Origin of the sequence: Psychrobacter sp. CAM01 (assembly GCF_032842965.1) — a bacterium.
GTDB classification, from domain to species: domain Bacteria; phylum Pseudomonadota; class Gammaproteobacteria; order Pseudomonadales; family Moraxellaceae; genus Psychrobacter; species Psychrobacter celer.
Genome location: NZ_JAWJBL010000009.1, coordinates 102,877 through 127,776, shown reverse-complemented (window position 1 = coordinate 127,776; position 24,900 = coordinate 102,877). Strand labels below are relative to the sequence as shown.

18 protein-coding genes are annotated in these 24,900 nt (G+C 50.0%); 14 read left to right on the top strand and 4 right to left on the bottom strand.

Annotated features, from left to right (window positions below; translation table 11 throughout):
• Positions 1-197 precede the first annotated feature (197 nt).
• On the top strand, positions 198-1,724 hold the full coding sequence (locus R0I52_RS07835; protein WP_317053870.1) for an alpha/beta fold hydrolase: 1,527 nt from the start codon (positions 198-200) through the stop codon (positions 1,722-1,724).
• A gap of 111 nt (positions 1,725-1,835) precedes the next feature.
• Here the strand turns inward: R0I52_RS07835 and R0I52_RS07830 are convergent, their stop codons facing one another.
• Positions 1,836-2,807, bottom strand: coding sequence for an Hsp33 family molecular chaperone HslO (locus R0I52_RS07830; protein WP_317053869.1), 972 nt, complete (start codon positions 2,805-2,807; stop codon positions 1,836-1,838).
• Positions 2,808-3,124: 317 nt separating this feature from the next.
• On the opposite strand from R0I52_RS07830, the gene R0I52_RS07825 reads away from it, so the two are divergent.
• From R0I52_RS07825 to R0I52_RS07775, 11 genes are all read left to right on the top strand, one after another.
• A complete protein-coding gene (locus R0I52_RS07825; RefSeq protein WP_317053868.1) occupies positions 3,125-4,114 on the top strand; it encodes a glutamate/aspartate ABC transporter substrate-binding protein in 990 nt (329 codons plus the stop codon).
• Between the two features lie 87 nt (positions 4,115-4,201).
• Entirely contained in the window at positions 4,202-4,948 is a 747-nt protein-coding gene (locus R0I52_RS07820) for an amino acid ABC transporter permease (protein WP_075101980.1), read from the top strand.
• Positions 4,945-5,616: an ABC transporter permease subunit gene (locus tag R0I52_RS07815; RefSeq protein ID WP_317053867.1), complete on the top strand. Its 672-nt coding sequence runs from the start codon at positions 4,945-4,947 to the stop codon at positions 5,614-5,616. The genes R0I52_RS07820 and R0I52_RS07815 overlap by 4 nt, the downstream gene beginning before the upstream one ends.
• A gap of 150 nt (positions 5,617-5,766) precedes the next feature.
• Positions 5,767-6,498, top strand: coding sequence for an amino acid ABC transporter ATP-binding protein (locus R0I52_RS07810; RefSeq protein WP_317053881.1), 732 nt, complete (start codon positions 5,767-5,769; stop codon positions 6,496-6,498).
• A 228-nt stretch (positions 6,499-6,726) separates the two neighbouring features.
• Positions 6,727-8,031, top strand: coding sequence for an FAD-dependent oxidoreductase (locus tag R0I52_RS07805; protein WP_317053866.1), 1,305 nt, complete (start codon positions 6,727-6,729; stop codon positions 8,029-8,031).
• A 307-nt stretch (positions 8,032-8,338) separates the two neighbouring features.
• Complete coding sequence (locus R0I52_RS07800; protein WP_317053865.1) at positions 8,339-10,096, top strand: AMP-binding protein; 1,758 nt, start codon at positions 8,339-8,341, stop codon at positions 10,094-10,096.
• 153 nt (positions 10,097-10,249) lie between these two features.
• Complete coding sequence (locus tag R0I52_RS07795) at positions 10,250-11,860, top strand: carboxyl transferase domain-containing protein (protein ID WP_317053864.1); 1,611 nt, start codon at positions 10,250-10,252, stop codon at positions 11,858-11,860.
• A gap of 135 nt (positions 11,861-11,995) precedes the next feature.
• On the top strand, positions 11,996-12,790 hold the full coding sequence (locus R0I52_RS07790; RefSeq protein ID WP_317053863.1) for an enoyl-CoA hydratase/isomerase family protein: 795 nt from the start codon (positions 11,996-11,998) through the stop codon (positions 12,788-12,790).
• Between the two features lie 56 nt (positions 12,791-12,846).
• Positions 12,847-14,952 (top strand): acetyl/propionyl/methylcrotonyl-CoA carboxylase subunit alpha, encoded by a 2,106-nt coding sequence (locus R0I52_RS07785; RefSeq protein WP_317053862.1) that lies wholly within the window; start codon positions 12,847-12,849, stop codon positions 14,950-14,952.
• A 78-nt stretch (positions 14,953-15,030) separates the two neighbouring features.
• Positions 15,031-15,951 carry a hydroxymethylglutaryl-CoA lyase gene (locus R0I52_RS07780; RefSeq protein ID WP_317053861.1) on the top strand — a complete coding sequence of 307 codons (921 nt, stop codon included), beginning with the start codon at positions 15,031-15,033 and terminating at the stop codon, positions 15,949-15,951.
• 190 nt (positions 15,952-16,141) lie between these two features.
• Positions 16,142-17,329 carry an isovaleryl-CoA dehydrogenase gene (locus tag R0I52_RS07775; RefSeq protein ID WP_317053860.1) on the top strand — a complete coding sequence of 396 codons (1,188 nt, stop codon included), beginning with the start codon at positions 16,142-16,144 and terminating at the stop codon, positions 17,327-17,329.
• Positions 17,330-17,443: 114 nt separating this feature from the next.
• Here R0I52_RS07775 and R0I52_RS07770 read toward each other — a convergent pair whose 3' ends face one another.
• Positions 17,444-18,172: a pantothenate kinase gene (locus tag R0I52_RS07770; RefSeq protein WP_317053859.1), complete on the bottom strand. Its 729-nt coding sequence runs from the start codon at positions 18,170-18,172 to the stop codon at positions 17,444-17,446.
• 123 nt (positions 18,173-18,295) lie between these two features.
• A complete protein-coding gene (locus tag R0I52_RS07765; RefSeq protein ID WP_317053858.1) occupies positions 18,296-19,300 on the bottom strand; it encodes a biotin--[acetyl-CoA-carboxylase] ligase in 1,005 nt (334 codons plus the stop codon).
• Positions 19,301-19,618: 318 nt separating this feature from the next.
• Here R0I52_RS07765 and R0I52_RS07760 point away from each other — a divergent pair, with 318 nt between their 5' ends.
• Positions 19,619-20,422 carry a sulfite exporter TauE/SafE family protein gene (locus R0I52_RS07760; protein WP_317053880.1) on the top strand — a complete coding sequence of 268 codons (804 nt, stop codon included), beginning with the start codon at positions 19,619-19,621 and terminating at the stop codon, positions 20,420-20,422.
• A 1-nt stretch (position 20,423) separates the two neighbouring features.
• Here the strand turns inward: R0I52_RS07760 and R0I52_RS07755 are convergent, their stop codons facing one another.
• Positions 20,424-20,723: a DUF4298 domain-containing protein gene (locus R0I52_RS07755; RefSeq protein ID WP_317053857.1), complete on the bottom strand. Its 300-nt coding sequence runs from the start codon at positions 20,721-20,723 to the stop codon at positions 20,424-20,426.
• Positions 20,724-20,861: 138 nt separating this feature from the next.
• Here R0I52_RS07755 and R0I52_RS07750 point away from each other — a divergent pair, with 138 nt between their 5' ends.
• On the top strand, positions 20,862-24,773 hold the full coding sequence (locus R0I52_RS07750; RefSeq protein ID WP_317053856.1) for an AAA family ATPase: 3,912 nt from the start codon (positions 20,862-20,864) through the stop codon (positions 24,771-24,773).
• Positions 24,774-24,900: the final 127 nt, after the last annotated feature.

Sequence of the window (24,900 nt, the reverse complement as noted above, 5' to 3'; positions counted from 1 at the left end):
AAACGGCGGCACAGTGATTACAAATACGGATAGTGATGTTAGCTAAAACCGCAAGCGCAGGCTTGGGGTTTTGTTGTGTGCAGCGACAGATGTCACGATGTTTTATCGTAAAGCGGCTACCGGTTACATCATTTTTTTCTATTTCAAGCGTTTACAGGCTAGTATATAAATATCTTTTGACCAAATGTGTCCATTTTATGAACGCACTAACGAGTAACACTATGGACAGTGTAGAGATTATTTATAAAGACAGCATGAGGAAAGACAGCATGAGGTCTGGTAGCGCAGATGATGAGGCGGGTCATGAGCTGGCCGCGCATTTTGCCTCAGAGACTGCTACTGCAGACCACACAGTAGCGCCGCATAGCGACCTGTATGAGCAAATCGATCAGCTAGCCGCCATCGATATCGACGAAATCATCAAACTGCAAGCCGATGATGCCAATGCCGTGACGACACATCCTGTGCTGTATGCCGATTTTTTTGAAGGGCTTGCGCAGCTGGCGACGATGGGCGTGGTGGAGGTGACAGAGATTGTGGAAGCCATTCACCGCGAGGTGATTTTACGCCCTTTGGGGCGGTTTGATGAAAACCACCTTAACAATTGGCAACGGGGTATCACGGGGCGTATATATGGCACCATACGCCAAGTCATGCTACTGGTGGGCAACAATCTGGCCGCGGTGCTGCGTATCTACAAAACCATGATGCGCCAAAAAAATACTCAGCCATTGCCCGACACCCTAAAAAAACTGGTCAATGTGCTAAACGGCGTGATGGGTGATCATCTGGTCAATCATAAAAACGCGCTTGCCATACCGATGCAGCTTTATGATAGCAATGGTGATACGCAGTTAGCGCCGCTCTCAGGGCGAGTGGTGATCTTATGTCATGGCTTATGTATGAGTCATCTCAGCTGGCAATCTGCAGAAGGCAATCATCTGGGGGAGGCCATCGCGCGCAGTCAGCCTGAAGCGACAGTACTGTATCTTGATTATAATACGGGGCGGCGTATCTCGCGCAGTGGCCGTAAGCTCTGCCAGCTGCTACAGGACTTGATCGAGCAGCATCCCAATATCGGTCAGATCGATCTGGTCGGTCACAGTATGGGCGGCTTGGTCGCTCGCAGTGCGCTGTTTTATGGCGAGCAAGATCATCTGGCTTGGGTCAAGCGGGCCGGCAATCTCATCACCCTCGGCTCACCGCACCACGGCGCGGTGCTAGAGCGTATCGGTCATCATGTACAAGACATCATCGCCAAGCTGCCGTTTGCAGGCTCGCTTGCCAAGTTGGGCGAGATGCGCAGCGCGGGTATCGTTGATCTGCGTCACGGTAGTATTCGCGATGCAGACTGGCGGGCGCTGGAGGGTCGTAGTGTGCTGCCGCAAGACTTTCGGCATCCTGCGCGCTTGCCAAGTGGTATCAAGACGTATTTTGTCGCCAGTGCATTGGTCGAGACCCATTATGACTCGAAGATGACGCACCTGCTGGGCGATGGTCTGGTCTCTGTCGCCTCAGCGCTTGGAGAAGATGATGCCGAACATGCTTTGTTTGTCCCTGATGGGCATAAAGCACTGTTTTATGGCGTCAGTCATATGAATCTGATTCATAGTAGACGGGTGCGCGAGCAAGTAGTGGCGTGGCTGTTAGATAATGGCCGCAGTGACTACGCCGAGCAGCCGCGGATATATTCTTATCCCGAAAGTCTGGGACTGATGGTATAAATGCTGGTTAAGCTAGATTGCCTTTGCTAAGCACAGCATCATAAAAAAAGGCCCTCACGCTTTATGTTGAAGGCCTTTTCTTTTACTGAGAAATATTTTACCAGATACCGCCTATTTAGCAAAGATAGCGGTCACATCGTCTTTATCAAACGGATAGATCTCACCGCAAAAACCGCAGTCCATCTCAAACGTCCCGCCTTGCTCTTCGACGATATCTAACGCTTCTGCTTCACCGATTTGCTCGATGGCCATCTCGCATTTTTCGCGTGAGCAAGTACAGCCAAATGATAGCGCCACAGGCTCAGGTGCCACGATATTTTCTTCGTGATACAAGCGGTATAAAATCTCGCTGGTATCGAGTGTAGTCAGCTCTTCTGCTTTTAGCGTACGCGTAAGGACGCTTAAGCGCGGCCATAGGTCATCATCGATGCCGGCGTCTTGGTTTTGCTCGACTTCGTAGGTTTCCTCAGCGGTACGTGGCAACATTTGTACCAAGATACCCCCAGCTTGTAGACCGTCTGATGCTAAGTTGATCAGCGTTGGAATCTGCGCGGACTGTTTTTGGTAGTGCGCCAAGCAGTCTGCCAAATTGTCATGACTACGCTCGACGATACCTTGGTAAGAGTCGCCGCCGTCAGGCTGGATATTGATAAACAATACGCCTTGCCCCATCGCGCCAAGCTCGGCAAAAGCGTCTTTGGCTGTGGTCATGCTCTCCCACGCTTGTACTTGCGCGTCGGTGTCGGCCTTCCAGCTGGCAAGCGCGCGGATGATGCCGTCTTGGTCACACTCCGCCATTGCCCAATTGAGCAGGCTCTCAGGGTCTGAGGACTGCAGCTGGATAGACAGTCGGCCGTTGATTTTGACCGTGCTGATCAGCAAACTTGCCGCCGTCATCATCTCGCCCAATAAGCGTTTGATCGCTTCAGGATAGGGCTTTTGGGCAATCGTGGTCGCATAGCTGCGCGATAGACGCACCACATCACCGCGTACAGGCGAGTCTTCAATAAAAAAACGCTGGCGAATGTCGTTGTAGCTGGTGGTTTGGGTGTCAGTATTTGGTGCTTGAGTATCTTGAGTCATAACTGGCTTATGTGATTGAGAAGTTGCTAACTTTATGGGGATTGTTGCGTATTTATCAATCTTATCAATTACCCTTGATGGCCGGCGTGGGCTAGATGGGTAATCGCCAAAAACCATCATTCTATATTTTGCGCAAAAAAGTTTACCACCCGTTGCAATTTTGTTGTACAGTAACATTAAGTTGCATTGTGATAAACAATAGCAACAACGACAAGGATGCGTGACAACCAGTCAGTCGATAGGGGGTGATTTATAAACCCTTCATCGTCCAAGCACTCGTTTAATTTAGTGATAATGTGATAAAAAGGATGTATCTCATGAGCTATCTATCTTCCAAACCTTTCTCTAAGAGCTTGACCCTAGCGGCCTTTATGGCGTTTGGCCTCGCTGGGTGTAATAACAGCAACCAAGCGACCAGTGAAGCAGCGCCTGCCGATGAGGCGAGCACCGCGACCAGCGCAGCAAACGGCACGCTACAAAAAATCAAAGACTCAGGCACCATCGTGGTCGGTCACCGTGACTCTTCTATTCCTTTTTCTTATATCGCGGACGACCCAAATCAGCCGATAGGCTATGCCCACGACCTAGAGATGAAAGTCGTCGAGGCTGTCAAACAAAGGCTCAATATGCCTGATCTTAATGTCCGCTATAATCTTATTACCTCGCAGACGCGTATTCCTTTGGTACAAAACGGTACTGTGGACTTTGAGTGTGGCTCAACCACCAACAACGAAGAGCGCCAAAAGCAAGTGGCCTTCTCCAATGGCTTTTTTGAGATTGGGACGCGTCTGTTGACCAAAAAAGACTCTGGTATCAATGACTTTGCCGACTTAAAAGACAAGACGCTAGTCACCACTGCTGGCACGACATCAGAGCGCTATATCCGCCAATATAATGACGACAATCAGATGGACATCAACATCATCTCAGCAAAAGATCATGGCGAGGCATTTTTGATGTTAGAAAACGGCCGCGCTGACGCCTTTATGATGGATGATGTGCTGCTCGCTGGTGAAAAAGCAAAAGCCAAAAACCCAGATGAATGGGTCATCGTCGGTGAGCCGCAATCGTTTGAGATCTATGGCTGTATGATGCGTAAAGACGACCCTGAGTTTAAAGCGGTGGTCGATGAAGCCTTGACCAATGTCTTTAGCTCAGGCGAGATCAATAGCATCTATGATAAGTGGTTCTTGAACCCAATCCCGCCAAAGAACGTCAACCTCAATTTTGAGATGTCTGACAATCTAAAGGCACTGATTGCCAACCCGCACGATGGTGCGCAGCCAAAAGCGGCGCCAGCACAGTAATCGTTGTCCCAAACCCTAGCTGGCCTATGCGTATGTCATGTGTTGTTTGACGCATAGGCTTTTTTATCGCTGCTTGGAGAGACAACCATGAATTATAGCTGGAACTGGGGTGTGCTGTTTGAGCAGACCGGTATCGGTAGCGAGCTGTATATCCATTGGATGATTACCGGTCTTGGCTGGCTGCTGCTGATTGGCAGTATTGCTTGGGCCATCGCCATGATCGTCGGCACCATCTTGGGCATCATGCGCACGCTGCCGAGCAAGACGGCACGAGCGATTGGTACCGCTTACGTGACGTTTTTTCGTAATATACCATTACTCGTACAGCTGTTTTTTTGGTTTTATATCGCCCCTGGTTGGCTGACACCGACGATACAAGAATGGTGGTATAAAGACCTATCGCCCAATACCTCAGCCATGCTCTCGGCGAGTATCGGTTTGGGGTTGTTTACCGCCGCCCGTATCGTCGAGCAGGTGCGCACCGGTATCGAGTCGCTACCAGATGGCCAAGTCAACGCCGCCTATGCGCTCGGCTTTAGCATCCCGCAAGTCTACAAAGAAGTCCTACTGCCGCAAGCCTTTCGTATCATCTTGCCACCGCTCAGCTCTGAGCTGACCAACTGCTTTAAAAACGCTTCAGTCGCCTCGCTCGTTGGGGTGATGGAGCTGATTAGCCAAACCAAAACCATCAGTGAATACACGCAAAACAGCATTGAGATCTATACCTACGCGACGATTATCTACTTGGTATTTAACTTGTCCTTAATCGCGATAATGGGACTAATCGAGCGCAAACTGCGCGTGCCTGGGCTGATTGCTGGAGGTCAAAAATGAATATGATGACTGAGCTTGCCACCGCCTATCCCGGTTTGATGGGCGGCATGCTGACCACGCTTAAGGTGTTGTTTTTGGCGATTTTGGGCGGTATCAGTTTGGGGACGGTACTGGCGCTGATGCGTTTATCGGGTATCAAAGTGCTTGAGATACCAGCAAAACTGTATGTGAATTATTTTCGCTCAGTGCCCTTGCTGCTGGTGCTTTTGTGGTTTTATTTTGCCGTACCGATGATTTATTTTTGGATCGCGGGTAAGTATCTACAGCTCGATGCGGCGTTTGCTTCTTGTGTGGTGGCCTTTATGATGTTTGAGGCGGCGTATTTTTCTGAGGTGGTGCGTGCTGGCATTCAATCGATCGGCAGCGGGCAGATCAATGCCGCCAAAGCGCTGGGCATGACTTATGGGCAGACCATGCGTTTGGTTATCTTACCGCAAGCCTTTCGCAAAATGCTGCCGCTGATTTTGCAGCAGTGTATTATTTTATTCCAAGATACGACATTGGTGTTTGCCATTGGTTTGACGGATTTTTTCCGCGCAGCCTACGTGCGCGGTGAGCTGATGGGGCTTCTGACGCCTTATATCTTGGGCGCTGGTGCGGTTTATTTTGTCATTAGCTTAAGTGCGTCTATGGGCGTGCAGCAGCTACAAAAACGTTTGCGGTTCTGACATACCCTAGACTGCGCGGTCGCGGCTGAAGAGGTTTTTAGACAATGATTATCAAGATAATGTGGTTAGGAGCCAGTAATGAACAATGCTGATACGTATGTAAATGCCTTTGGCGGGCTGGTCACCAATAATGGTCATGCCAGTGATGAGATGGTCATTGAGATGGCAGATGTCAGTAAATGGTATGGCGACTTTCAAGTGCTGACTGACTGCACGGCCCATGTACACAAAGGCGATGTCGTCGTGGTTTGCGGGCCATCGGGTAGTGGCAAGTCAACGCTGATTAAGACGGTCAACGGGCTTGAGCCTTTTCAACAAGGCGAGATTATGGTCAATGGTGTCTCTGTTGGTGCACCTAAGACTAACTTGCCCAAACTACGTAGCCGTGTCGGTATGGTGTTTCAGCATTTTGAGTTGTTTCCGCATTTGACCATTATCGACAATTTAACCGTCGCGCAAATCAAGGTGCTGGGCCGTAAAGAGTCTGAGGCTAAACAAAAAGCCATGGCTTATCTAGATCGCGTGGGGCTGAGTGCACAGGCACCAAAATACCCCGCCGAGCTATCAGGTGGTCAGCAGCAGCGCGTGGCGATTGCCCGTGCGCTGGCGATGGACCCTGTGGCGATGCTGTTTGATGAGCCAACCTCAGCGCTTGATCCTGAGATGATTCAAGAGGTGCTTGATGTGATGGTCGAGCTGACTCGTGATGGCATGACCATGATGTGTGTGACCCATGAGATGGGCTTTGCCAGTCAGGTCGCCAATCGCATTATCTTTATGGATGAAGGTCATATCGTCGAAAACTGTAGTAAAGATGAGTTTTTTGAAGGGGCAAAAAGCGAGCGCGCCCAGCTGTTTTTGTCCAAGATTTTAAATCACTAATAGCAACGTTTTTGCTGCTACTTTAGCGCCTTGATGTAGAGTCTGTTCAATGAGCTCTAAGCATTTGCCAAAAAGCGTCTATGAATTTAGGCGCTTTTTTTTGGTTTTTTTGGCTATAACGATCCAGTAGTGGGGGATAAGCAAGTAGATGAGTGCATGACTGTTTACTGCTACAATAGCGCTCAAGATACCGACAATGAAAAGTTTATACATTATATTGGAGCTATTATGAGCATAGAAAATGCCGACACCCTCGCAAACTCAACAAACCCCGCCAATACTAAAAACCCTTTACATACTGAAAACCATGAATCAGCGGAAAACCATGCGTCAGCGGAAAACAAGGGCATCGTCGTCGTTGGTGCTGGCTTGGCAGGTTGGCACGTCATCGATGCCATTCGAGCAAAAGACAAAGACATCGCCATCACTCTCATCACAGCGGATAATGGCGATCGTTATCATAAGCCAATGCTGACAATGGCTATCAGCCAAAACAAGCGGGCGGCAGACTTGGTACGCGCAACAGGCGCTGACGCTGCCAAAGCGGCAAACGTCAATCTGCTGGCCAACACGCAGGTCACGGATGTTGACGCCACTACGCAGCAGTTGCAGCTGGTCTCTGCACTGCGCTCTGACCCCGTTTATACCAATTATGCCACCATCAGCTATGACAAGTTGGTGCTGGCGATGGGCGCGCAGCCGATTTTTCCAAAGAGCCTGCCGGAGGACTTGGTATGGCATGTCAATCATATTGAGCGCTTTGGGCAGCTACAAGAAAAGCTGGTAGCAGGCAGTCAGCATGTCGCCATCGTTGGCGCTGGTATGGTGGGGACAGAAATCGCCGAAGATTTACTCAAAGCTGGACATGAAGTCACCTTGATTGATTTAAATGATGCGCCTTTATCACAAATGCTACCAGCAAAAGCGGCCGCTCGTATCGCGGCGGCGGTCCAGTCCCAAGGTATTCACTTTTTGGGTGGTTATCAAGTATCGGGTGTTACGCGTCAGGAGGATGGCAAGCTACAAGTTCGCTATGCGCCAGTGGCAGATAGTGCTGGCAGCGCGGCCGCTCAGTCATCCGAGCTTTTGGTCGTCGATCATGTGATTGCCAGTACTGGCCTCACGGTCGATGCCAGACTGCCCACTGCGGCAGGGGTAGAGTTCGATCGCCGGACTGGTATCGTGGTGGATGCCACCACCTTACGTACGCAAGCGTCAAATATCTATGCCATCGGTGATTGTATGTCTATCAATGGCGTTGCCTGCCGTTATGTTGCCCCGCTGCGCGCGCAGGCGGCTACCATTGCCGATGATATCTTAGGGATGGCACATGACGGCTATGATCATAAACCGCCAATGATTCGCCTAAAAAATAAAGCCATCTCTGTCATGGCCACTGGCGTACCACAAGCAACAGGCAATTGGCAGGTAAAGACTGAAACGGATGACGAATTAATCATGGAATTGCTAGATGATAACAATGACGTCAGTGCGACAGTAACGATTAAAGCGCCGCCAATGGTTAAATCTTAATCACCGCTTAATCGCTGCAAGTTTAACTTTTAGCTTTAATTTCTAGTTTTGATTTTCTCAAAAGCCAGCTGTGTAACAAATACGTAGCTGGCTTTTTTGCCGACAATAATCGCGGATTTTTATGCTATTTTTTACTGGGCTAACATTTTTAGCGGTTAATTTAAATGATACATAATGTATTACTATTATTGACAGTTTCGTTTTAGGCGGTATAGTAGTGAATCATATATGATAGATACTCAAGGAAGAAAAATTGGCCCACGGGCGGTTTTTGAGTAGAATAAAAAGCACAACGAAAGGACTCGTTATGACGCAACCTACTGCATTTGACCACATATTAAGCAACATTCCTACCGTAAATATGGGCGCGCGCTCAGCGAATGCGCCACTGACCCAAAGCTATGATAAAGGCCCTGATGTGCCGCTGATTGAGGCGACCATCGGCGACTTTTTTGACGCCATTGTTTCCAAATATCCAGAGCGTGAAGCGCTGGTCGTCCGTCATCAAAACATCCGCTGGACGTACCGCGAATTGCAGCAACATGTCAATCAGCTGGCCAGCAGTATGATCGAGATGGGACTGGAGATTGGCGATCGCATTGGTATCTGGTCGCACAACAACGCCGAATGGCTACTTATGCAGCTTGCCACGGCCAAAGTCGGCGTAATCCTCGTCAATATCAACCCGGCCTATCGTACCTTTGAGCTGCAATATGCGCTCAATAAACTCGGCTGCTCAGCACTCGTGCTTATGCGCCATTTTAAAAGCAGCGACTACGCTGGCCTTATCCGTGAGCTGTGCCCTGAGATTTACCATAAAGACTACACCCAGCTGGATTTGGTCGAGATTCCAACCATCGAGCGTATCATTTGGATTGATGAGCCAGACTCTGACGAAGCGTTTGGGTTTATGCAAAAATTCTCTGACTGGATGGCGGAAGGCGATGCCAACGATCCGCGCGTGGCCGAGCGTCAAGCCCAGCTAAAAAACACCGACGCTATTAACGTCCAGTTCACCAGTGGCACAACTGGTACGCCAAAAGGCGCAACCTTAAGCCATCGCAATATCCTCAATAATGGCTACTTCATCGGTGAAGCCATGAACCTTACCTTCGAGGATAGACTGTGTATTCCTGTGCCGCTATATCACTGTTTTGGTATGGTGCTCGGCAATTTGGCCATCTTGACGCATGGCGGCTGTATCGTCTATCCCAATGATGGCTTTGAGCCTTTATCAGTCTTGCAAGCGGTCGAAGAAGAAAAATGTACGGGTCTGCATGGCGTACCGACGATGTTTATCGCCGAGCTTGATCACCCTGAGTTTGAAAACTTTGATTTATCGACCTTGCGTACTGGCATTATGGCTGGCTCCAGCTGCCCGATTGAGGTCATGCGCCGTGTCATTGATAAGATGCATATGAAAGAGGTGACCATCGCTTATGGCATGACCGAGACCAGCCCAGTCTCTTGCCAGACCAACGAGCACACGCCGCTCGAGAAACAAGTCTCGACCGTTGGCTTGGTACAGCCTGCGCTTGAGGTAAAAGTTGTCGATACCGAGACGGGTGAGATTGTGCCGTTAGGGGAGACAGGAGAGCTGCTCACACGCGGCTACTCGGTGATGAAAGGCTATTGGGGCAGCCGTTTTAAGACCCGTGAAGCGATCCAAGATGGCTGGATGCATACTGGCGATTTGGCTACCATGGATGAGGATGGCTATGTCAAAATCGTCGGCCGTAGTAAAGACATGGTCATCCGCGGCGGCGAAAACATCTATCCGGTTGAGATTGAGAACTACTTATATCGCCATCCCAAGATTCGCGATGTACAAATCGTTGGCGTACCAGATAAGCGATATGGTGAAGTGCTGGCCGCTTGGATTATTCCCAAAGAGCCGGGCTGCTTGAGTGAAGACGAGGTGCGCCAGTTTTGTAGTGAGCACATTGCTCATTATAAAGTACCGACTTACTATCGGTTTGTTGAAGAATATCCGATGACCATCACCGGTAAAATTCAAAAGTATAAGATTATCGAGCAGATGAAAGAAGAGCTGGGTTTAGACTAAGCGCACTTCTCGAGTACAAAACATCCACGACACCGGTGAGTGATACAAAAGATAAACGGCTGGCAAGCTATCGGTTAGCAGTCGTATAACCAGCAGCCACTATAAACCATACAATCAATCACTTGCACTTACGCAGCAAAGAAAAGGGATATCATGAGCACTATCATAACCAGTAAACTGAGTCCAAACGCCAGCGATTTTCAGCAAAACCGTGCCGCCATGCAAGCGATGGTCGATGACTTATATGTACACCTGCGTAAAGTCGCTCAGGGTGGCTCAGAGCGCGCGCGAGCCAAGCATTTAGCGCGTGGTAAACTGCTACCACGTGAGCGAGTCGAGCGTTTGCTGGATGCCGGCACCGCATTTTTAGAAGTGGCTCCGATGGCGGCGCACGATATGTATGGCGAAGAGATACCCGCCGCGGGCGTGATTGCCGGTATTGGCCGTATCAATGGCACTGAGTGTATGATCGTCTGTAATGATGCCACGGTAAAAGGCGGCACCTATTACCCAATGACAGTCAAAAAGCACTTGCGCGCGCAAGAAATCGCACAAGAAAACAATCTGCCTTGCGTGTATTTGGTGGACTCAGGCGGCGCAAACTTGCCTAACCAAGATGACGTGTTTCCTGACAAAGAGCATTTCGGCCGTATCTTCTTTAATCAAGCGAATATGAGTGCGGCGGGTATCCCGCAGATTGCTGTGGTTATGGGTAGCTGTACGGCAGGCGGCGCGTATGTACCGGCGATGAGTGATGAGTCTATCATCGTCAAAGAGCAAGGCACTATATTTTTGGGTGGGCCGCCACTGGTAAAAGCAGCAACGGGTGAAGAGGTCAGCGCTGAGGATTTGGGCGGCGGTGATGTACATACCCGTCTGTCAGGAGTCGTCGATCATCTGGCACAAAGCGACACGCATGCGCTATCGATTGCGCGTGATATCGTCAGTCACCTTAACCGTCCAGCCAAGCACATTCCCAATCAAATCAAACCGCGTCCACCGCGCTACGATGCCAAAGAACTATACGGCATCATCCCGACCGATAAGCGTAAGCCCTTTGATATCAAAGAAATCATCGCTCGCATCGTCGATGACAGTGCCTTTGACGAGTTTAAAGCGCGTTTTGGCAACACGCTGGTCTGCGGCTTTGCTCATATCGAGGGTATGCCAGTTGGCATTATCGCCAATAACGGCATTCTGTTCAGCGAGTCAGCACAAAAGGGCACGCACTTTATCGAGCTGTGCTGCAAGCGTAAAATCCCGCTGGTGTTTTTACAAAATATCACCGGCTTTATGGTCGGCCGTAAATACGAAAACGAAGGCATCGCCCGTCATGGTGCCAAAATGGTGATGGCGGTGGCCAATGCCAAAGTACCGAAGTTTACCGTTATCGTCGGTGGCTCGTTCGGTGCAGGTAACTACGGTATGTGTGGCCGTGCTTATAGTCCGCGCTTTTTATGGATGTGGCCAAATGCGCGTATCTCAGTGATGGGCGGTGAGCAAGCGGCCTCGGTCTTGGCAACCGTTAAGCGCGACAACTTCGAGCGTAAGGGCGAGGCATGGAGTGATGAAGACGAAGCGGCCTTTAAAGCACCGATTCGAGATATGTACGAAGCGCAAGGCCATCCGTATTATGCCACCGCGCGTCTGTGGGATGATGGGGTGATTGATCCTGCTGATACGCGTCAAGTGCTGGCATTGGGGCTAAGCGCCGCCTATAACGCGCCGATTGAAGAGACGAAGTTTGGGGTCTTTAGAATGTAGGTTGGTACTATATTTTCGATGAGAGAATGCTTTGGTTTAAAATAAAAATTGGGTTACTCAGGCCGAGAGCATTACGCAAAATTATCCGTAAAAAAGACATGCAAAAGTTACCACAAAATATTGAGATAACGCTATATGAAGAATTATAAAAGCCTATTGGTTGATATCGAACAGCACGTGGCGACGGTGACGCTAAACCGCCCTGAGATACGTAATGCCTTCAACGATGAAATGATTGCTGAGCTGACAGAGGTTTTTACCATGCTTGGCACTGATGATAATGTGCGAGTCATCGTGCTAGCAGCAGCAGGCAAAGCGTTCTGTGCGGGCGCCGATCTAAACTGGATGCGCGCCATGGCGGATTATAGCTATGAAGAAAATTTAGCCGACGCCGATAAACTGGCGCAAATGCTCAAAACCATTTATGAGTGCCCAAAACCAACGGTCGCTGCGGTGCAGGGCGATGTCTACGCAGGTGGCATGGGTCTGGTCGCCGTCTGTGATGTGGCCATCGCGGTGAAGATTGCCAATTTCTGCCTCAGTGAAGTGCGTTTGGGACTAGCGCCTGCCACCATTAGCCCGTATGTTGTAAGAGCATTAGGGGTTAGGGCGTCGCATCGCTACTTTTTAAGTGCAGAAGTGTTTGATGCCAAAAAAGCGCATCAGCTCGGTTTTATCCATGAGCGGGTTAGTGAGGAAGCGCTCGAAGATGCGGTGGCAACGTTTTGTGCCAAGATGGTCAAAAACAGCCCCGATGCAGTGAGAACCTGCAAGCAGCTGTTGCATGATATCGCAGGCGCGCCCATTAGCGATGAGCTGATCGCCGATACGGTAAAAGGCATCGCTGATATTCGCTCATCCACACAAGGTAAGGAAGGCGTGCAAGCGTTTTTGCAAAAACGTAAGCCTGACTGGTTGACGGCAGACTAGCGACAAAAAACGATAGCCAAGCCGACAAATAAAAACGACAAGACACAGGGATAGTTATGTTTTCTAAAATTTTAATCGCCAACCGTGGTGAAATTGCCTGCCGTGTGGCCGCGACTGCCAAGCGCTTAGGCGTTCGTACCGTCGCTGTTTATTCTGATGCCGACCGCGGCGCCAAACATGTCGCCGTCTGTGATGAAGCCGTTTATTTGGGTGGCTCATCGCCGAAAGACAGCTATCTAAAAGGCGATGCGATCATTGCGATTGCTCTCGATGTAGGCGCGCAAGCGATCCATCCAGGCTATGGCTTTTTAAGTGAAAACGCTGACTTTGCTCAAGCTTGTCAGGATGCGGGGCTGGTGTTTATCGGTCCATCCGCTGATGCTATTCGCGCGATGGGCGGCAAGTCTGAGTCCAAGCGTTTGATGGAAGCGGCTGGCGTGCCGCTGATACCGGGTTATCATGGTGACAATCAAGACGCCGAGTTTTTAAAAGCGAAGGCCGACGCGATTGGTTATCCTGTATTGATTAAAGCCAGTGCCGGTGGCGGCGGTAAAGGCATGCGTATCGTTGAGCAAAGCAGCGATTTTATCGAAATGCTAGACTCTTGTCGCCGCGAAGCAATCACCAGCTTTGGTAATGATCAGGTACTCATCGAAAAATACGCGCTAAAGCCGCGCCATATCGAAATCCAAGTATTTGGTGATACGCATGGCAACTATGTACATCTGTTTGAGCGTGATTGCTCGGTGCAGCGCCGCCATCAAAAAGTGCTAGAAGAAGCGCCAGCGCCCGGTGTCGATGCAGCGATGCGTGAAGCCATGGGGACCGCGGCGATTGAGGCGGCGCGTGCGGTCAGCTATGTCGGCGCAGGGACGGTTGAGTTCATCGTTGAGCAGCGCGAAGGCACGATGAGCTTTTATTTTATGGAGATGAATACCCGCCTGCAAGTTGAGCATCCAGTCAGTGAAGCCATTACTGGTGTTGATTTGGTCGAGTGGCAGCTTTTGGTCGCCTCCGGTCAGCCATTGCCAAAGTCGCAAGATGATTTGGCGATTAATGGTCATGCGATTGAGGCGCGTATTTGCGCGGAAAACCCTGACAATGATTTCCTGCCAGCGACGGGTACACTCTTTACGTATCAAAAACCTGAACACCGCACCTTTGATGTTGCCGACGTACGTATCGATGATGGCGTACGCGAAGGCGATGTGATTAGTCCGTTTTATGACTCTATGATTGCCAAGCTTATCGTGCATGCGCCGACGCGCGAGCAGGCATTGGCCAAACTCGATCGTGCATTGGCACAAACGCGCATCGTCGGTTTACCTAATAATGTGGCGTTTTTGCGTTATATCTTGAATACAGAGTCGTTTAGTCAAGCCAATCTCGATACGGCGCTTATCGAGCGCGAGGCGGACGAGTTATTTGATCAGCATCCACTTGATTTATCGACGCTGGTTATGACTGCTATCGCCCAGCAGCTGGCTAGTGAAGACATGGCGCAAGACGCCGATCCTTTTAGTAAGCCGACAGGATTCCGTGCTTATAACGATTATACACGCTCGTTTAGCTTGGTTTATGATGAGCAATCTTATAGCGCTCGTATTAGTCATTGGTACAACGCCACTGCCGCTGATGATAAAAAAAGCACAGATAATCTGAGCAGCTTTACACTAGTGATTGAAAAAGAAATCGCGAACGCTGACGAAAACGCCAATGCCAATGTCGCCGCGCCAACCGAAACGGTATATGAAGGTGAGGTCAGCTACGCCAGCGATGACGCGCACCATCATACATTATGGCTCGATGGCGCACGTATCAATGCGCAGAGCTGGGTGAACAATGAGACCGTCTATGTGTTCACCGATCGTGGCCGTGACGAGATTACACTTGTCGATGTGATGGCACACGTAGGCGAAGAGTCTGCGGCAGTCGGTAGCTTAAAATCACCGATGCCAGGGCAGGTCGTTGCCTTTAAAGTGGCTGTCGGCGATAGTGTAAAAAAAGGCGAGCCACTCGCCGTGATCGAAGCGATGAAAATCGAGCACACCATTACTGCACCCACCGATGGCGTGGTGGGAGAGTTGTTATTTGCAGCAGGCGATTCGGTGGCTGATGGTGATGAGCTGCTACGTATTGATACCGAAGCTAGTGGCGCTTAAGCGCTGAAGTATAAGAGCTGAAGTATAACAACTAAAATATAAGAACCTGAACAGAAGAAAAGTGAAAGGATAATAACCATGAGCCATTCGTATCCAGAGCACGTCACCATCGTTGATGTCAGCCCGCGTGATGGCTTGCAAAACGAAGCCATGACGGTACCGACGGCGGTTAAGCAAACGTTGATTAACGATTTAATCACAGCAGGTGTCAAAAAGCTGGAGGCGACCAGCTTTGTCTCGCCAAAGTGGGTGCCCCAAATGGGCGACAACAGTGAGCTGATGACCGCGCTGGCAGAGACGCGGCATAATGACGTTATTTATTCGGTACTGGTGCCGAATATGCGCGGCTTTGATAGTGCTATCAATTACCGCCCTGATGAAATCGTTATCTTTGGTTCAGCCAGTGAAACCTTTAGTCAAAAAAACATCAATTGCAGTATTGATGAAAGTATTGAACGTTTTGCACCTGTTGCCGCTGCGGCAAAAGCGCAGGACATAAAGGTACGCGGCGTCATCTCTTGCACGGTTGGTTGCCCTTATGAAGGCGAGATTGACCCAAGCCAAGTGGCGTATGTCACCAAACGTTTGGTAGAGATTGGTGCTGAGCAGATTGGTATTGCTGATACTATCGGCGTCGGCACCCCGCTAAAAGTACAGCGCGCGCTACAAGCTGCTCTCGAGTATGCAGATATCACTATGCTATCAGGCCATTTTCATGATACTTATGGTCAAGCCGTCAGTAATACCTTGGCCGCCCTACAGATGGGCGTCAGCGAATTTGATACCTCGGTTGCGGGGCTTGGCGGCTGTCCGTATGCCAAAGGCGCAACGGGCAATGTCGCTACCGAAGATGTCGTCTACATGCTGCATGGTATGGGTATCAGCACAGGCATAGATTTAGATAAATTGGTCGTGGCAGGTGAGCGTATTAGTGAGTTTCTCGGTCGCCGCAATGGTTCAAGCGTGGCACGTGCGCTGATTAATAAGCGTCAGTCTTAACGAAAAAATAAAGCTAGACATAAGCTAAATGAATAGAAATAAATGAATTGATAGCTGGTATAAATTTTTTGAAGCCTCTGGAGTGACGCAGTCGCACAGCAAGCGATAAAAATTTGTACCAGCTATATGGTCTCTTTTTGAATGGATCTAAATTTTTAAGAAATTAAACATCAAAATACAAGGAATGGTTATGAGTTTACCCGGATTGAATTTCCAGCTTGGCGAAGATATCGACGCACTGCGTGACGTGGTACAGCAGTTTGCGGCTAATGAAATCGCCCCGCGCGCAAGCGAAATCGACAGCAGCGATGAGTTCCCAATGGATTTATGGCAAAAAATGGGCGACTTGGGTTTGCATGGCATTACTGTTCCTGAAGCGTACGGCGGCTCGGATATGGGCTACGTGGCTCATATGGTCGCAATGGAAGAAATCAGCCGCGCTTCTGCCTCTGTGGCGCTGAGCTATGGCGCGCACTCAAACCTATGTATCAACCAAATCAAACGTAATGGCAATGAGGCGCAAAAACAAAAGTACTTGCCTAAGCTCATCAGTGGTGAGTTTATTGGTGCGCTGGCGATGAGTGAAACCGGCGCTGGCTCAGATGTGGTCAGTATGAAGCTCAAAGCCGAAGAAAAAGACGGCTATTATGTGTTAAACGGTAGCAAAATGTGGATCACCAATGGCCCAGATGCTGATGTGATGGTGGTGTATGCCAAGACCAATCCAGAGCTGGGCGCCAAAGGCATGACTGCATTTATCGTAGAAAAAGGCATGAAGGGCTTTGGCACCGCACAAAAGCTCGACAAGCTCGGCATGCGTGGCAGTCATACTGGTGAGATGATTTTTGATAATGTCGAAGTGCCAAGTGATAATATCTTAGGCGGCGTCGGTGAAGGCGTCAAGGTGCTGATGAGCGGCCTTGATTATGAGCGTGCGGTACTTGCCGCAGGCCCTATCGGTATCATGCAAGCGGTAATGGATAATGTCGTGCCTTATATCCACGACCGCAAGCAGTTTGGGCAAGCGATTGGTGAATTTCAGCTTATCCAAGGCAAAGTCGCGGACATGTATACCATCTTGCAGGCGGGACGCAGCTTTTTATACACGGTCGGCAAAAACCTCGATATGCTCGATCAGCGTGGTGCAGGTCATAGCCGAGAAGTGCGTAAAGACTGTGCCAGTGTGATCCTGTGGTGTGCCGAAAAAGCCACATGGATGGCAGGCGAGGGCATTCAAATCTTTGGCGGCAATGGCTATACCAACGAGTATCCGCTCGGTCGCTTTTGGCGTGATGCCAAGCTCTATGAAATCGGCGCGGGTACCAGTGAGATACGTCGTATGCTGGTTGGGCGTGAGTTATTTAACGAGACTAAGTAGCAACACGTACTTTCATATTAATACTTTCATATTAAACCAAAAAAGCAGGTCGCTTAAAACGTCCTGCTTTTTTATGTTTATTTTATGTCTTATAAAAATCTTAGATCAAAAATGTTATGTCTGTTTACTATGGTCAAAATAGCGTGCCAGGCCATTTAATAGTAAATCATCACGTAGTCGTACAGGGCGATTGACGTGCTGGGCGATGATGGCGGCATCGCCACCCGTCATGATGACTTCGAAGTTAGGATGACGATGGCTGATCTCGTTGATCGCGCCAACGATAGAGAGCAGTATGCCGCGATGTACCGCGTCTTGAGTGGTCATGCCCTGGCCGACGCTATCGAAGGCACCGTTAGAGATGGTGATTTGCTTGGTGCCAGAAAATAGCGACTCGCGCTGCAAATAAATACTGGGAAAAATATAACCGCCCAAATGTGTCGCATGATCGATCAAGTCAATCGTCACCGCGGTCCCGCAACCTATCACGCACTGGCGCTTTTTTTTATCGACTGCGCCCAGCATCTGTAACCAGCGATCACAGCCGAGCTGCTGATCGTTATAGTCGCTACGCATCAATGGGTGCGAGGCATCGACATGGACAAACTCAAACGGGATATTTAGACGGCTGAGGGTTTCGGTGACTTTTATATTGAGCGCTTCACCGAGCACAGATGAGATGCCGATAAAATCGGGTGCATATCGCTCAAAGCGATCGGTGAGACCCATGAGCAATTCGGCAGGCGCTTGCAAATGCTGCTTGGCATCATGAGCGACGATCTGACCGATATCATCGGTGAGCCAGTATTTTAAGCGGGTGTTGCCAAGATCTAACCAGAGCATAAAAATCCCTTTATATAGTCAATTCACTAAAAAATGTTATGGCAAAGCTTGTAGTTGAAGCTTGTCAATAAAACCCAGAGACTTTTATGCCATAAGGGCGATAGCGCCCGCAGGCTCTATGTGTTAGGCCTGATGAATCACGTCAATGCGTCCAGTAAAAAGCGCAGAAATATTACCGTTATCTTGGCGCAATTGCAAACACCCATGTGTATCGATACCGCAGGCATATCCTGTCACCACAGTGCTATTGCCATGATGCTCTTGAGTGACACGTAGGCGCCGTCTTGCGAGGGCATCGACGTCATCAAACTGCTCTAAAAAACGATCCAAATAGTAGGTATGACCGGTGGGTTTTTCTAAACTAAAATATTCAAAACGCGTCATCGCTGCCATCAGCGCTTTGCTCATTTGCTGATAGAGTGTTTTGAGATTTGGCAAGCGCATCGTCGCCGCGTCAGGCAGCATCTGACAGATATCTTGTAGACTGATCGCCTGATAGCTCATGCCTTCGCAAGTCTGCGCGGTCAGCGCTGGTGCCGCTTGTACATTTAGCCCCACACCCATCACCACACCGACCAACTTGCCTGCTATGGTGACAGGCTCTATCAAGATACCCGCAAGCTTTGAGAACGGCTGAGTTTGTATTGCTTGCTCAGAGGGTGTCAACGCTGGCTTGGATATGGCAGCAAAAAAGCCCAAGTCATTGGCCCATTTTACCCCGATAGGCGTCAGCTGGCGCGCGCGCAGTTGCTCATTGAGCGCTTGAATGACAGGCATTTTTGCCAGCTCGACACCGATGACTAAAGACAACAAACCGCTAATCGGCTGATGCACAGGGTGATATAACGACAAGTAAACATTACCAGGTGGCGACTGCCAAGAGCGTCCGTGCTGTCCGCGACCAGCGCTTTGGGTGTCGGCAGTCAGCAGATGCATCTGTGCAGCATCAAGCGTGCCATCTTGTACCGCTGTGATCAGCTCGCTATTGGTCGAGGCGCTACTAGCGAGATGCCGATGGTTGAGCTCAGGCAAATGTACAAGCGTTGGCGATGTATCTGACGTAGTTGGCGTAGAGGCCTCGGCTAAAGGGTCAAAAGAGGCTGCAGATAAAGGGGCTGATGGCGGCATAAGTTTCGTCGATGTGGTTAAGGTCGTAGGAATAATCTTTGCTATACTGAGCGCGGGTCACGGCTTGGTATGAATAAGCGCGAATGAGCATGAATAATCATAGTGACGCGGCTTAGTGGCGGTAATCAAATAGCATAAAGATCAGCTGCAGGTTTGGCAAATAGAATATATAGTCAATTGCAAATAAAACGGTTATATAAAGTTAAACGTGCTACTGGTATAAGTTTTCCTTGCTGTGCCTACGACTTACAAATGCGTAGATGCGCTAAAAATACTCCAAAAAACTCTAAAACCCCAAAATAAAAGGCTGAGCTAATGATGTTATATGTATGGTTTGTGATTGCAGGGGCGTTTGCTGGGGTCTGTGCAGGCTTGTTTGGGGTAGGCGGCGGTATGATTATCGTGCCCGCCTTGGTGTGGATATTTACCGCCTATGACTTTTCGCCTGATGTCATTACCCATCTGGCGATTGGTACCTCGCTTGCGACCATTGTTGTCACCTCTATTAGCTCATTGACAGCACATAATAAACGCGGCGGTGTGCGCTGGGAAGTCTGGCGCAAGATGGCGCTGGGCTTGGTCATCGGAAGCCTTGTCGGTGCCGGTATCGCTGATATGATTGATGGAAAAGTTTTGCAAGCCATCATCGGTGTTGGTGCGTTATTGGTCGCGCTAAAGATGCTGTTTTTGTCTAACAAAGAGCAGCTCGGCAAGCCTTTGCCGCCCGCTGGCGTGCAGTTTGGCGCGGGTACAGGGATTGGTATGGCGTCCTCTATCTTTGGTATCGGCGGTGGTAGCTTGACCGTACCGTTTTTAAACTGGGCAGGACTGCCAATGAAGCAAGCGGTTGGCACCTCGGCCGCGTGCGGTTTACCGATTGCGGTGGCAGGCGCGGTAGGATTTGCATGGTTTGGTCAAGACGTGGTCAATTTGCCTGAGGGTACACTCGGTTTTGTCCATATCACAGGGTTTTTATGCATATCCGTCGCCAGCTTTATGATGGCAAAGGTCGGTGCTAAGCTTGCCCACATCTTGCCAGCCGCCACGCTTAAGCGCGCGTTTGGCGTGTTGTTACTGTTTGCCGGCGGGCAGCTGCTGCTGAGCGCGATTGGGGTGATATGACTTATCTTTTTTCAAGCGCATCGAGCCCCAAGCGCATCCATTTCATGGCCAGCTCGTCATGGTCGGTGAGCATATTCCATAACGCATCTTCGCTAAAGATAGAGTGCGCTTCGCCCGAGTGCTCGATGGGCAGATCTGCTTCACGGTCTTTCATCCACTGCGGATCCAGATAGTAGGTTTTTAGGTCATTTAGCAGCGCTTCTGCTTGTGCGAACTGCTCTTGCGCCTCTAGTTGCTGGCGGTATAGCTTGCACCACTGCTCATATTTTTGTTGTAATTCTTGTGGATTATAATCAGCCATTTTATTTCCTTTTGTTTTTTATGTTTAGATAAATCGCTTGAACATCAAGCCATAGTATCACACCTGCACAAAGTCCAAAAAATCGTCATCATTTGCGGTAGAATAGCCGCCTGTTTTTGTTAAGTTTGTCGATCCTTCATGCGTCTAAAATCTCTTAAGCTGGCAGGATTTAAATCCTTTGCCAATCCTACGACCTTTACCTTTCGTCATGGCATCACCGCCATCGTCGGGCCAAACGGCTGCGGCAAATCCAACGTCATCGATGCCATTCGCTGGGTGCTGGGTGAGACCTCCGCCAAGCAGTTACGCGGCGGGGCGATGAGCGATGTTATCTTTGCCGGTACTCAAGACAAAGCGGCCAAAAGTGTCGCCAGTGTCGAGCTGACCTTTGAGCATACTCAAGATGAGCAAACTGGTATTCGCCATGAATTGAATCTGTACCATGAGCTCTCTGTGCGCCGTCAGGTCAATAAAGAGGGACGTTCAGACTATTTTATCAATGGCACGCGCGCGCGCCGCCGTGATGTGGTCGATGTGTTTTTGGGTACTGGACTTGGGGCGCGTAGCTATGCGGTGATTGAGCAAGGCATGATTGGGCGTATTGTCGAGTCAAGTCCGATGCAGCTACGTGAGTTTATCGAAGAGGCGGCTGGGGTATCGCGCTATCAGGCACGCAGAATAGAGACACAAAAAAAGCTTGAGAAAACCCAAGACAATCTGGCGCGCCTGCATGACATGCAAAGCGAGCTGGTCAGTCAACAAAAACGCCTGTCCAAGCAAGCCGCTAGCGCTGAGCGTTATAAAGCGCTGGCACTGACACTGGCGGACATTCAGCAGCAGCTGGCCATTCAGCAGCTGTATCAGGCCAAGCATAGCCAGCAGCAGCAAAAACGCGCCCATGAGCAAAGCTGTGCTGAAACCGCTCGCCTGCAAGCACAGTATGAGGATCTAAAAGCCAAGCAAGATAAGCTGACGGTTCATATCAATCAAGAGCAATGGCTCAAAGACGATGCACAAAGCCGCCATTACCAGCAGCAGCTCAATTATCAAAATGCCGAGCACGCGCTAAACGATGCCAAATCGCAGCTTGCCAGTTTGGCGCAGCAGATGAGCAGCTTGGCGCAGCAGCGCGAGCAGGCCGTCAATGAGATTGAACGCATCACCACCGAGCAAGCCGAGCAGCAAAACGTGCTAGAAAAATTGCGCCCGCAGCTCGATGAGATAGCGAGTAAACGCGAGACGCATCAACGTGACGAGCGGCCGCTACAGCGCGCCTATCATGATGCACAAAACCAGCTGTCACGGCTACAAGACAATCATCGTGTGCTAGAGCAGCAGCAAGCGATTAATAGCCAAGCACAAAAACGCCAGCAGCAAAGCCATGAAAAATGGCAGCGCCGCCAGCAGAACTGGCAAAACCTCTGGCAGCAGCTACAGCAGTCACTGTCTGTCAAAGTAAATGCGGCTAATACACATAGCGCAGATGGACAAAATCCGACCTTAGCGTCGCACATTGATGAGCTGAATAAACAGCTACAACAGATCGAGCGCCAACAAGATAGCGTCGATGAGCGACTCTCCGAGCTACAGCCGCGCGCGCATGAGCTGCAGCAGCTTTTACATAAGCAGCAGCGCGCGCTGGGCGAGGAAGAAAAACGTCATGCAGTGTTGACCAGTGAATACGACACCTTGCACCAGATACTGCATCCAACACCTACGCCAAAGTCACAACAGTCTGCTAAGGTAAAAACCACCGATGTAGTAACAACTGATTTAGCAAATCAAGTAGTAAATAACGATAACGACTTAGCCATTACCACCTTGCGCGAGCAGATTGAGCTGAGTGCAGTAGGCAAGCAGCATGCTGAGCTGCTCGATAAGGTGTTAGCACTATGGCTCGATAGTCATGTGCTGACTTCTAAACAATCAAGTAATGAAAAAGTTAACGGCGAGGTGCAAAAAGCGAATAGCTTATGGCAAGCGCTTGAGTATAATTTAAGGGATGTGTTTACTTATCAGAATGCGCAAAACGAACAGACTAATACACAGGACAATTCGTCAATAGAAACGGGTCATAGCTTGTGGCTATCTGCTAAGCAAAATGATGTAAACGAAAAGCCATTTGTTGGCGCATTGCCAAATACTTTGACTGATAAGGTACTGCCTTTATCACAGCTGATCGCGGCGCCCACCCTAGCGCTTTGGCAGCAGTGCTATCTATATATCGCAGACCTTACAACAAACAGCCATCAGACCTTCGATGTGCTGGCAGATATACTCAAAGCTCTCCCACCGTCAGCGATTTTGCTAACGTCTGATGGCTGGCTTATCAGTCGTCAAGGTACGATAAATCTTGGCAAGCTTATTGGTGCGCAAGATGGTCAAAACGACAGCAATAGTCAATTTTTGACGCAGCGTCTACAGCAGCGCGAGCGGCTGCAGGCCTTAGAAGAACTACTTGATGGGCTTGAGAATAAAATAGAAGAACAGCGAAAAGCCATTGCCAATAATCAGCGAAGCTATGATGCGTTGACGATTGGATTAGAGGAGGCGCGGGCGCAAGCTGAGCAGCTGACGCGTGATAAATATAACTATCAGGAGCAGCTGACAACCCAGCGCGCTGCCGCTGAGCGCCTGCAAGCAGATAGCCAGCGCCTAACTGCGGACAAAGCAGCCCTTGAGCAAGAGCAGCAGGAACTGGCGCACGAGCAGCAGGCGCTTACGCATGAGCAGCAGCATATCGCAAGCGAGCTGGCAGCCCTTGCGCCGCAAATCACTGAGGCGCAGGCGACTATGCAGCAACTGCAAGCTGAGCGCCGTGAGCAGCAGCACCGTCAGCAAGCAGATGACGACGCTTGGCAAGCCCTGCAGCTACGTGTACAGCAAAGCCAAATGCGCCTTGAGCACAGTAGCAGTAGCCTAAAACGCGCAAATGCGCAATATGATAAGGCGCAACAAAACGAGAAAAGTCTAAAAACGCAGCATGAGCAACAGCAAAACAAACTGCCAGCGCTGCAGACCGCCTTGCAGGCACTGCAACAAACGCGCGATGAGCAGCAGGCGCTCTTGGCAGAACGCGCTGCGGCATTGACCGCGCTAAAAGAGACCTACAGTCAGCAGCAGGCGACTTTAGACGCGCTACAGCAGACGCTACAGACGCAGCAAAGCGAACAGTCCGCCCTTGCCACTGAGCTGGCATTGAGCACCGCGCGTTTAGAGGAGGCGAGTCGCTATGCTGAAGAAGCCATGGCCGAGTATCACCGTACCAGCGAACAGGGTGACACCGCGCAATTGATGAGTGTCTCGGGCTTGTTGGCGGATTTTATCGCCCATGATCGCCGCGTGCGCCCTGATAAAATCGCCGAGCTTGAGCGCGAAAAGTCCAAGCTTGAGCAGCAAATCAGCAAGATTGGCGCGGTTAATCTGGCCGCCGTGGCAGAGCTGGCCGAGGTCAATGAGCGCCTAGAGCCGCTCGCGCAGCAGACCACTGACATCACTGCCAGTATGAAGACATTGAGCGAGGCGATTGCTGCTATCGACGAGACCACCAAGACCTTGTTTATCGAGACCTTAGAGGCGGTGAATACTGAGCTTGCCAATTTGTTTGCTAAAGTCTTTGGCGGCGGTCAGGCAAGCTTGACCTTAAACTTAGAGGATCTACCAGCAAACACACCCAAATCAGAGCAGTGGCGGGCGGGGCTGACCTTGATGGCGCAGCCAAAAGGCAAGCGTAATAGCCGCCTTGCGGTACTCTCAGGCGGCGAAAAAACTCTAACAGCGCTCAGTCTTATTTTTGCCATTTTTAAGCAGCATCCTGCGCCGTTTTGTGTGCTTGACGAGGTCGATGCGCCACTCGATGATGCTAATGTCGGGCGTTTTACTAGCCTCATTCATGAGCTGGCAGGTGACTTGCAGTTTATTTTTATCAGTCATAATAAGCTGGCCATGCAGATCGCTGACGAGCTAAAAGGCATCACCATGCCAAGCGCTGGGGTCTCTCGTTTGGTGAGCGTCTCGCTCGATGAGGCGGCGCGCTATATTAGTGAATAACAAGAAGCATGAGGACACGCGCTAGACAAAACAAATCACGGAGCAATAAAATAGTGATAACAGCAAGCGGCGAGCAATGGTATAGTAAATAGCACGCCAGCAACGTCACACAACTGTGTCAGGCTGA

Bases quoted from the DNA above. Each gene is read 5' to 3' on its own strand.
- R0I52_RS07800 (WP_317053865.1), top strand. From the start codon at position 8,339: ATGACGCAACCTACTGCATTTGACCACATATTAAGCAACATTCCTACC.
- R0I52_RS07805 (WP_317053866.1), top strand. From the start codon at position 6,727: ATGAGCATAGAAAATGCCGACACCCTCGCAAACTCAACAAACCCCGCC.
- R0I52_RS07780 (WP_317053861.1), top strand. From the start codon at position 15,031: ATGAGCCATTCGTATCCAGAGCACGTCACCATCGTTGATGTCAGCCCG.
- R0I52_RS07835 (WP_317053870.1), top strand. From the start codon at position 198: ATGAACGCACTAACGAGTAACACTATGGACAGTGTAGAGATTATTTAT.
- R0I52_RS07770 (WP_317053859.1), bottom strand. From the start codon at position 18,172: ATGCTCTGGTTAGATCTTGGCAACACCCGCTTAAAATACTGGCTCACC.
- R0I52_RS07775 (WP_317053860.1), top strand. From the start codon at position 16,142: ATGAGTTTACCCGGATTGAATTTCCAGCTTGGCGAAGATATCGACGCA.
- R0I52_RS07760 (WP_317053880.1), top strand. From the start codon at position 19,619: ATGTTATATGTATGGTTTGTGATTGCAGGGGCGTTTGCTGGGGTCTGT.
- R0I52_RS07750 (WP_317053856.1), top strand. From the start codon at position 20,862: ATGCGTCTAAAATCTCTTAAGCTGGCAGGATTTAAATCCTTTGCCAAT.
- R0I52_RS07815 (WP_317053867.1), top strand. From the start codon at position 4,945: ATGAATATGATGACTGAGCTTGCCACCGCCTATCCCGGTTTGATGGGC.
- R0I52_RS07790 (WP_317053863.1), top strand. From the start codon at position 11,996: ATGAAGAATTATAAAAGCCTATTGGTTGATATCGAACAGCACGTGGCG.
- R0I52_RS07825 (WP_317053868.1), top strand. From the start codon at position 3,125: ATGAGCTATCTATCTTCCAAACCTTTCTCTAAGAGCTTGACCCTAGCG.
- R0I52_RS07765 (WP_317053858.1), bottom strand. From the start codon at position 19,300: ATGCCGCCATCAGCCCCTTTATCTGCAGCCTCTTTTGACCCTTTAGCC.
- R0I52_RS07810 (WP_317053881.1), top strand. From the start codon at position 5,767: ATGGTCATTGAGATGGCAGATGTCAGTAAATGGTATGGCGACTTTCAA.
- R0I52_RS07785 (WP_317053862.1), top strand. From the start codon at position 12,847: ATGTTTTCTAAAATTTTAATCGCCAACCGTGGTGAAATTGCCTGCCGT.
- R0I52_RS07820 (WP_075101980.1), top strand. From the start codon at position 4,202: ATGAATTATAGCTGGAACTGGGGTGTGCTGTTTGAGCAGACCGGTATC.
- R0I52_RS07830 (WP_317053869.1), bottom strand. From the start codon at position 2,807: ATGACTCAAGATACTCAAGCACCAAATACTGACACCCAAACCACCAGC.
- R0I52_RS07795 (WP_317053864.1), top strand. From the start codon at position 10,250: ATGAGCACTATCATAACCAGTAAACTGAGTCCAAACGCCAGCGATTTT.
- R0I52_RS07755 (WP_317053857.1), bottom strand. From the start codon at position 20,723: ATGGCTGATTATAATCCACAAGAATTACAACAAAAATATGAGCAGTGG.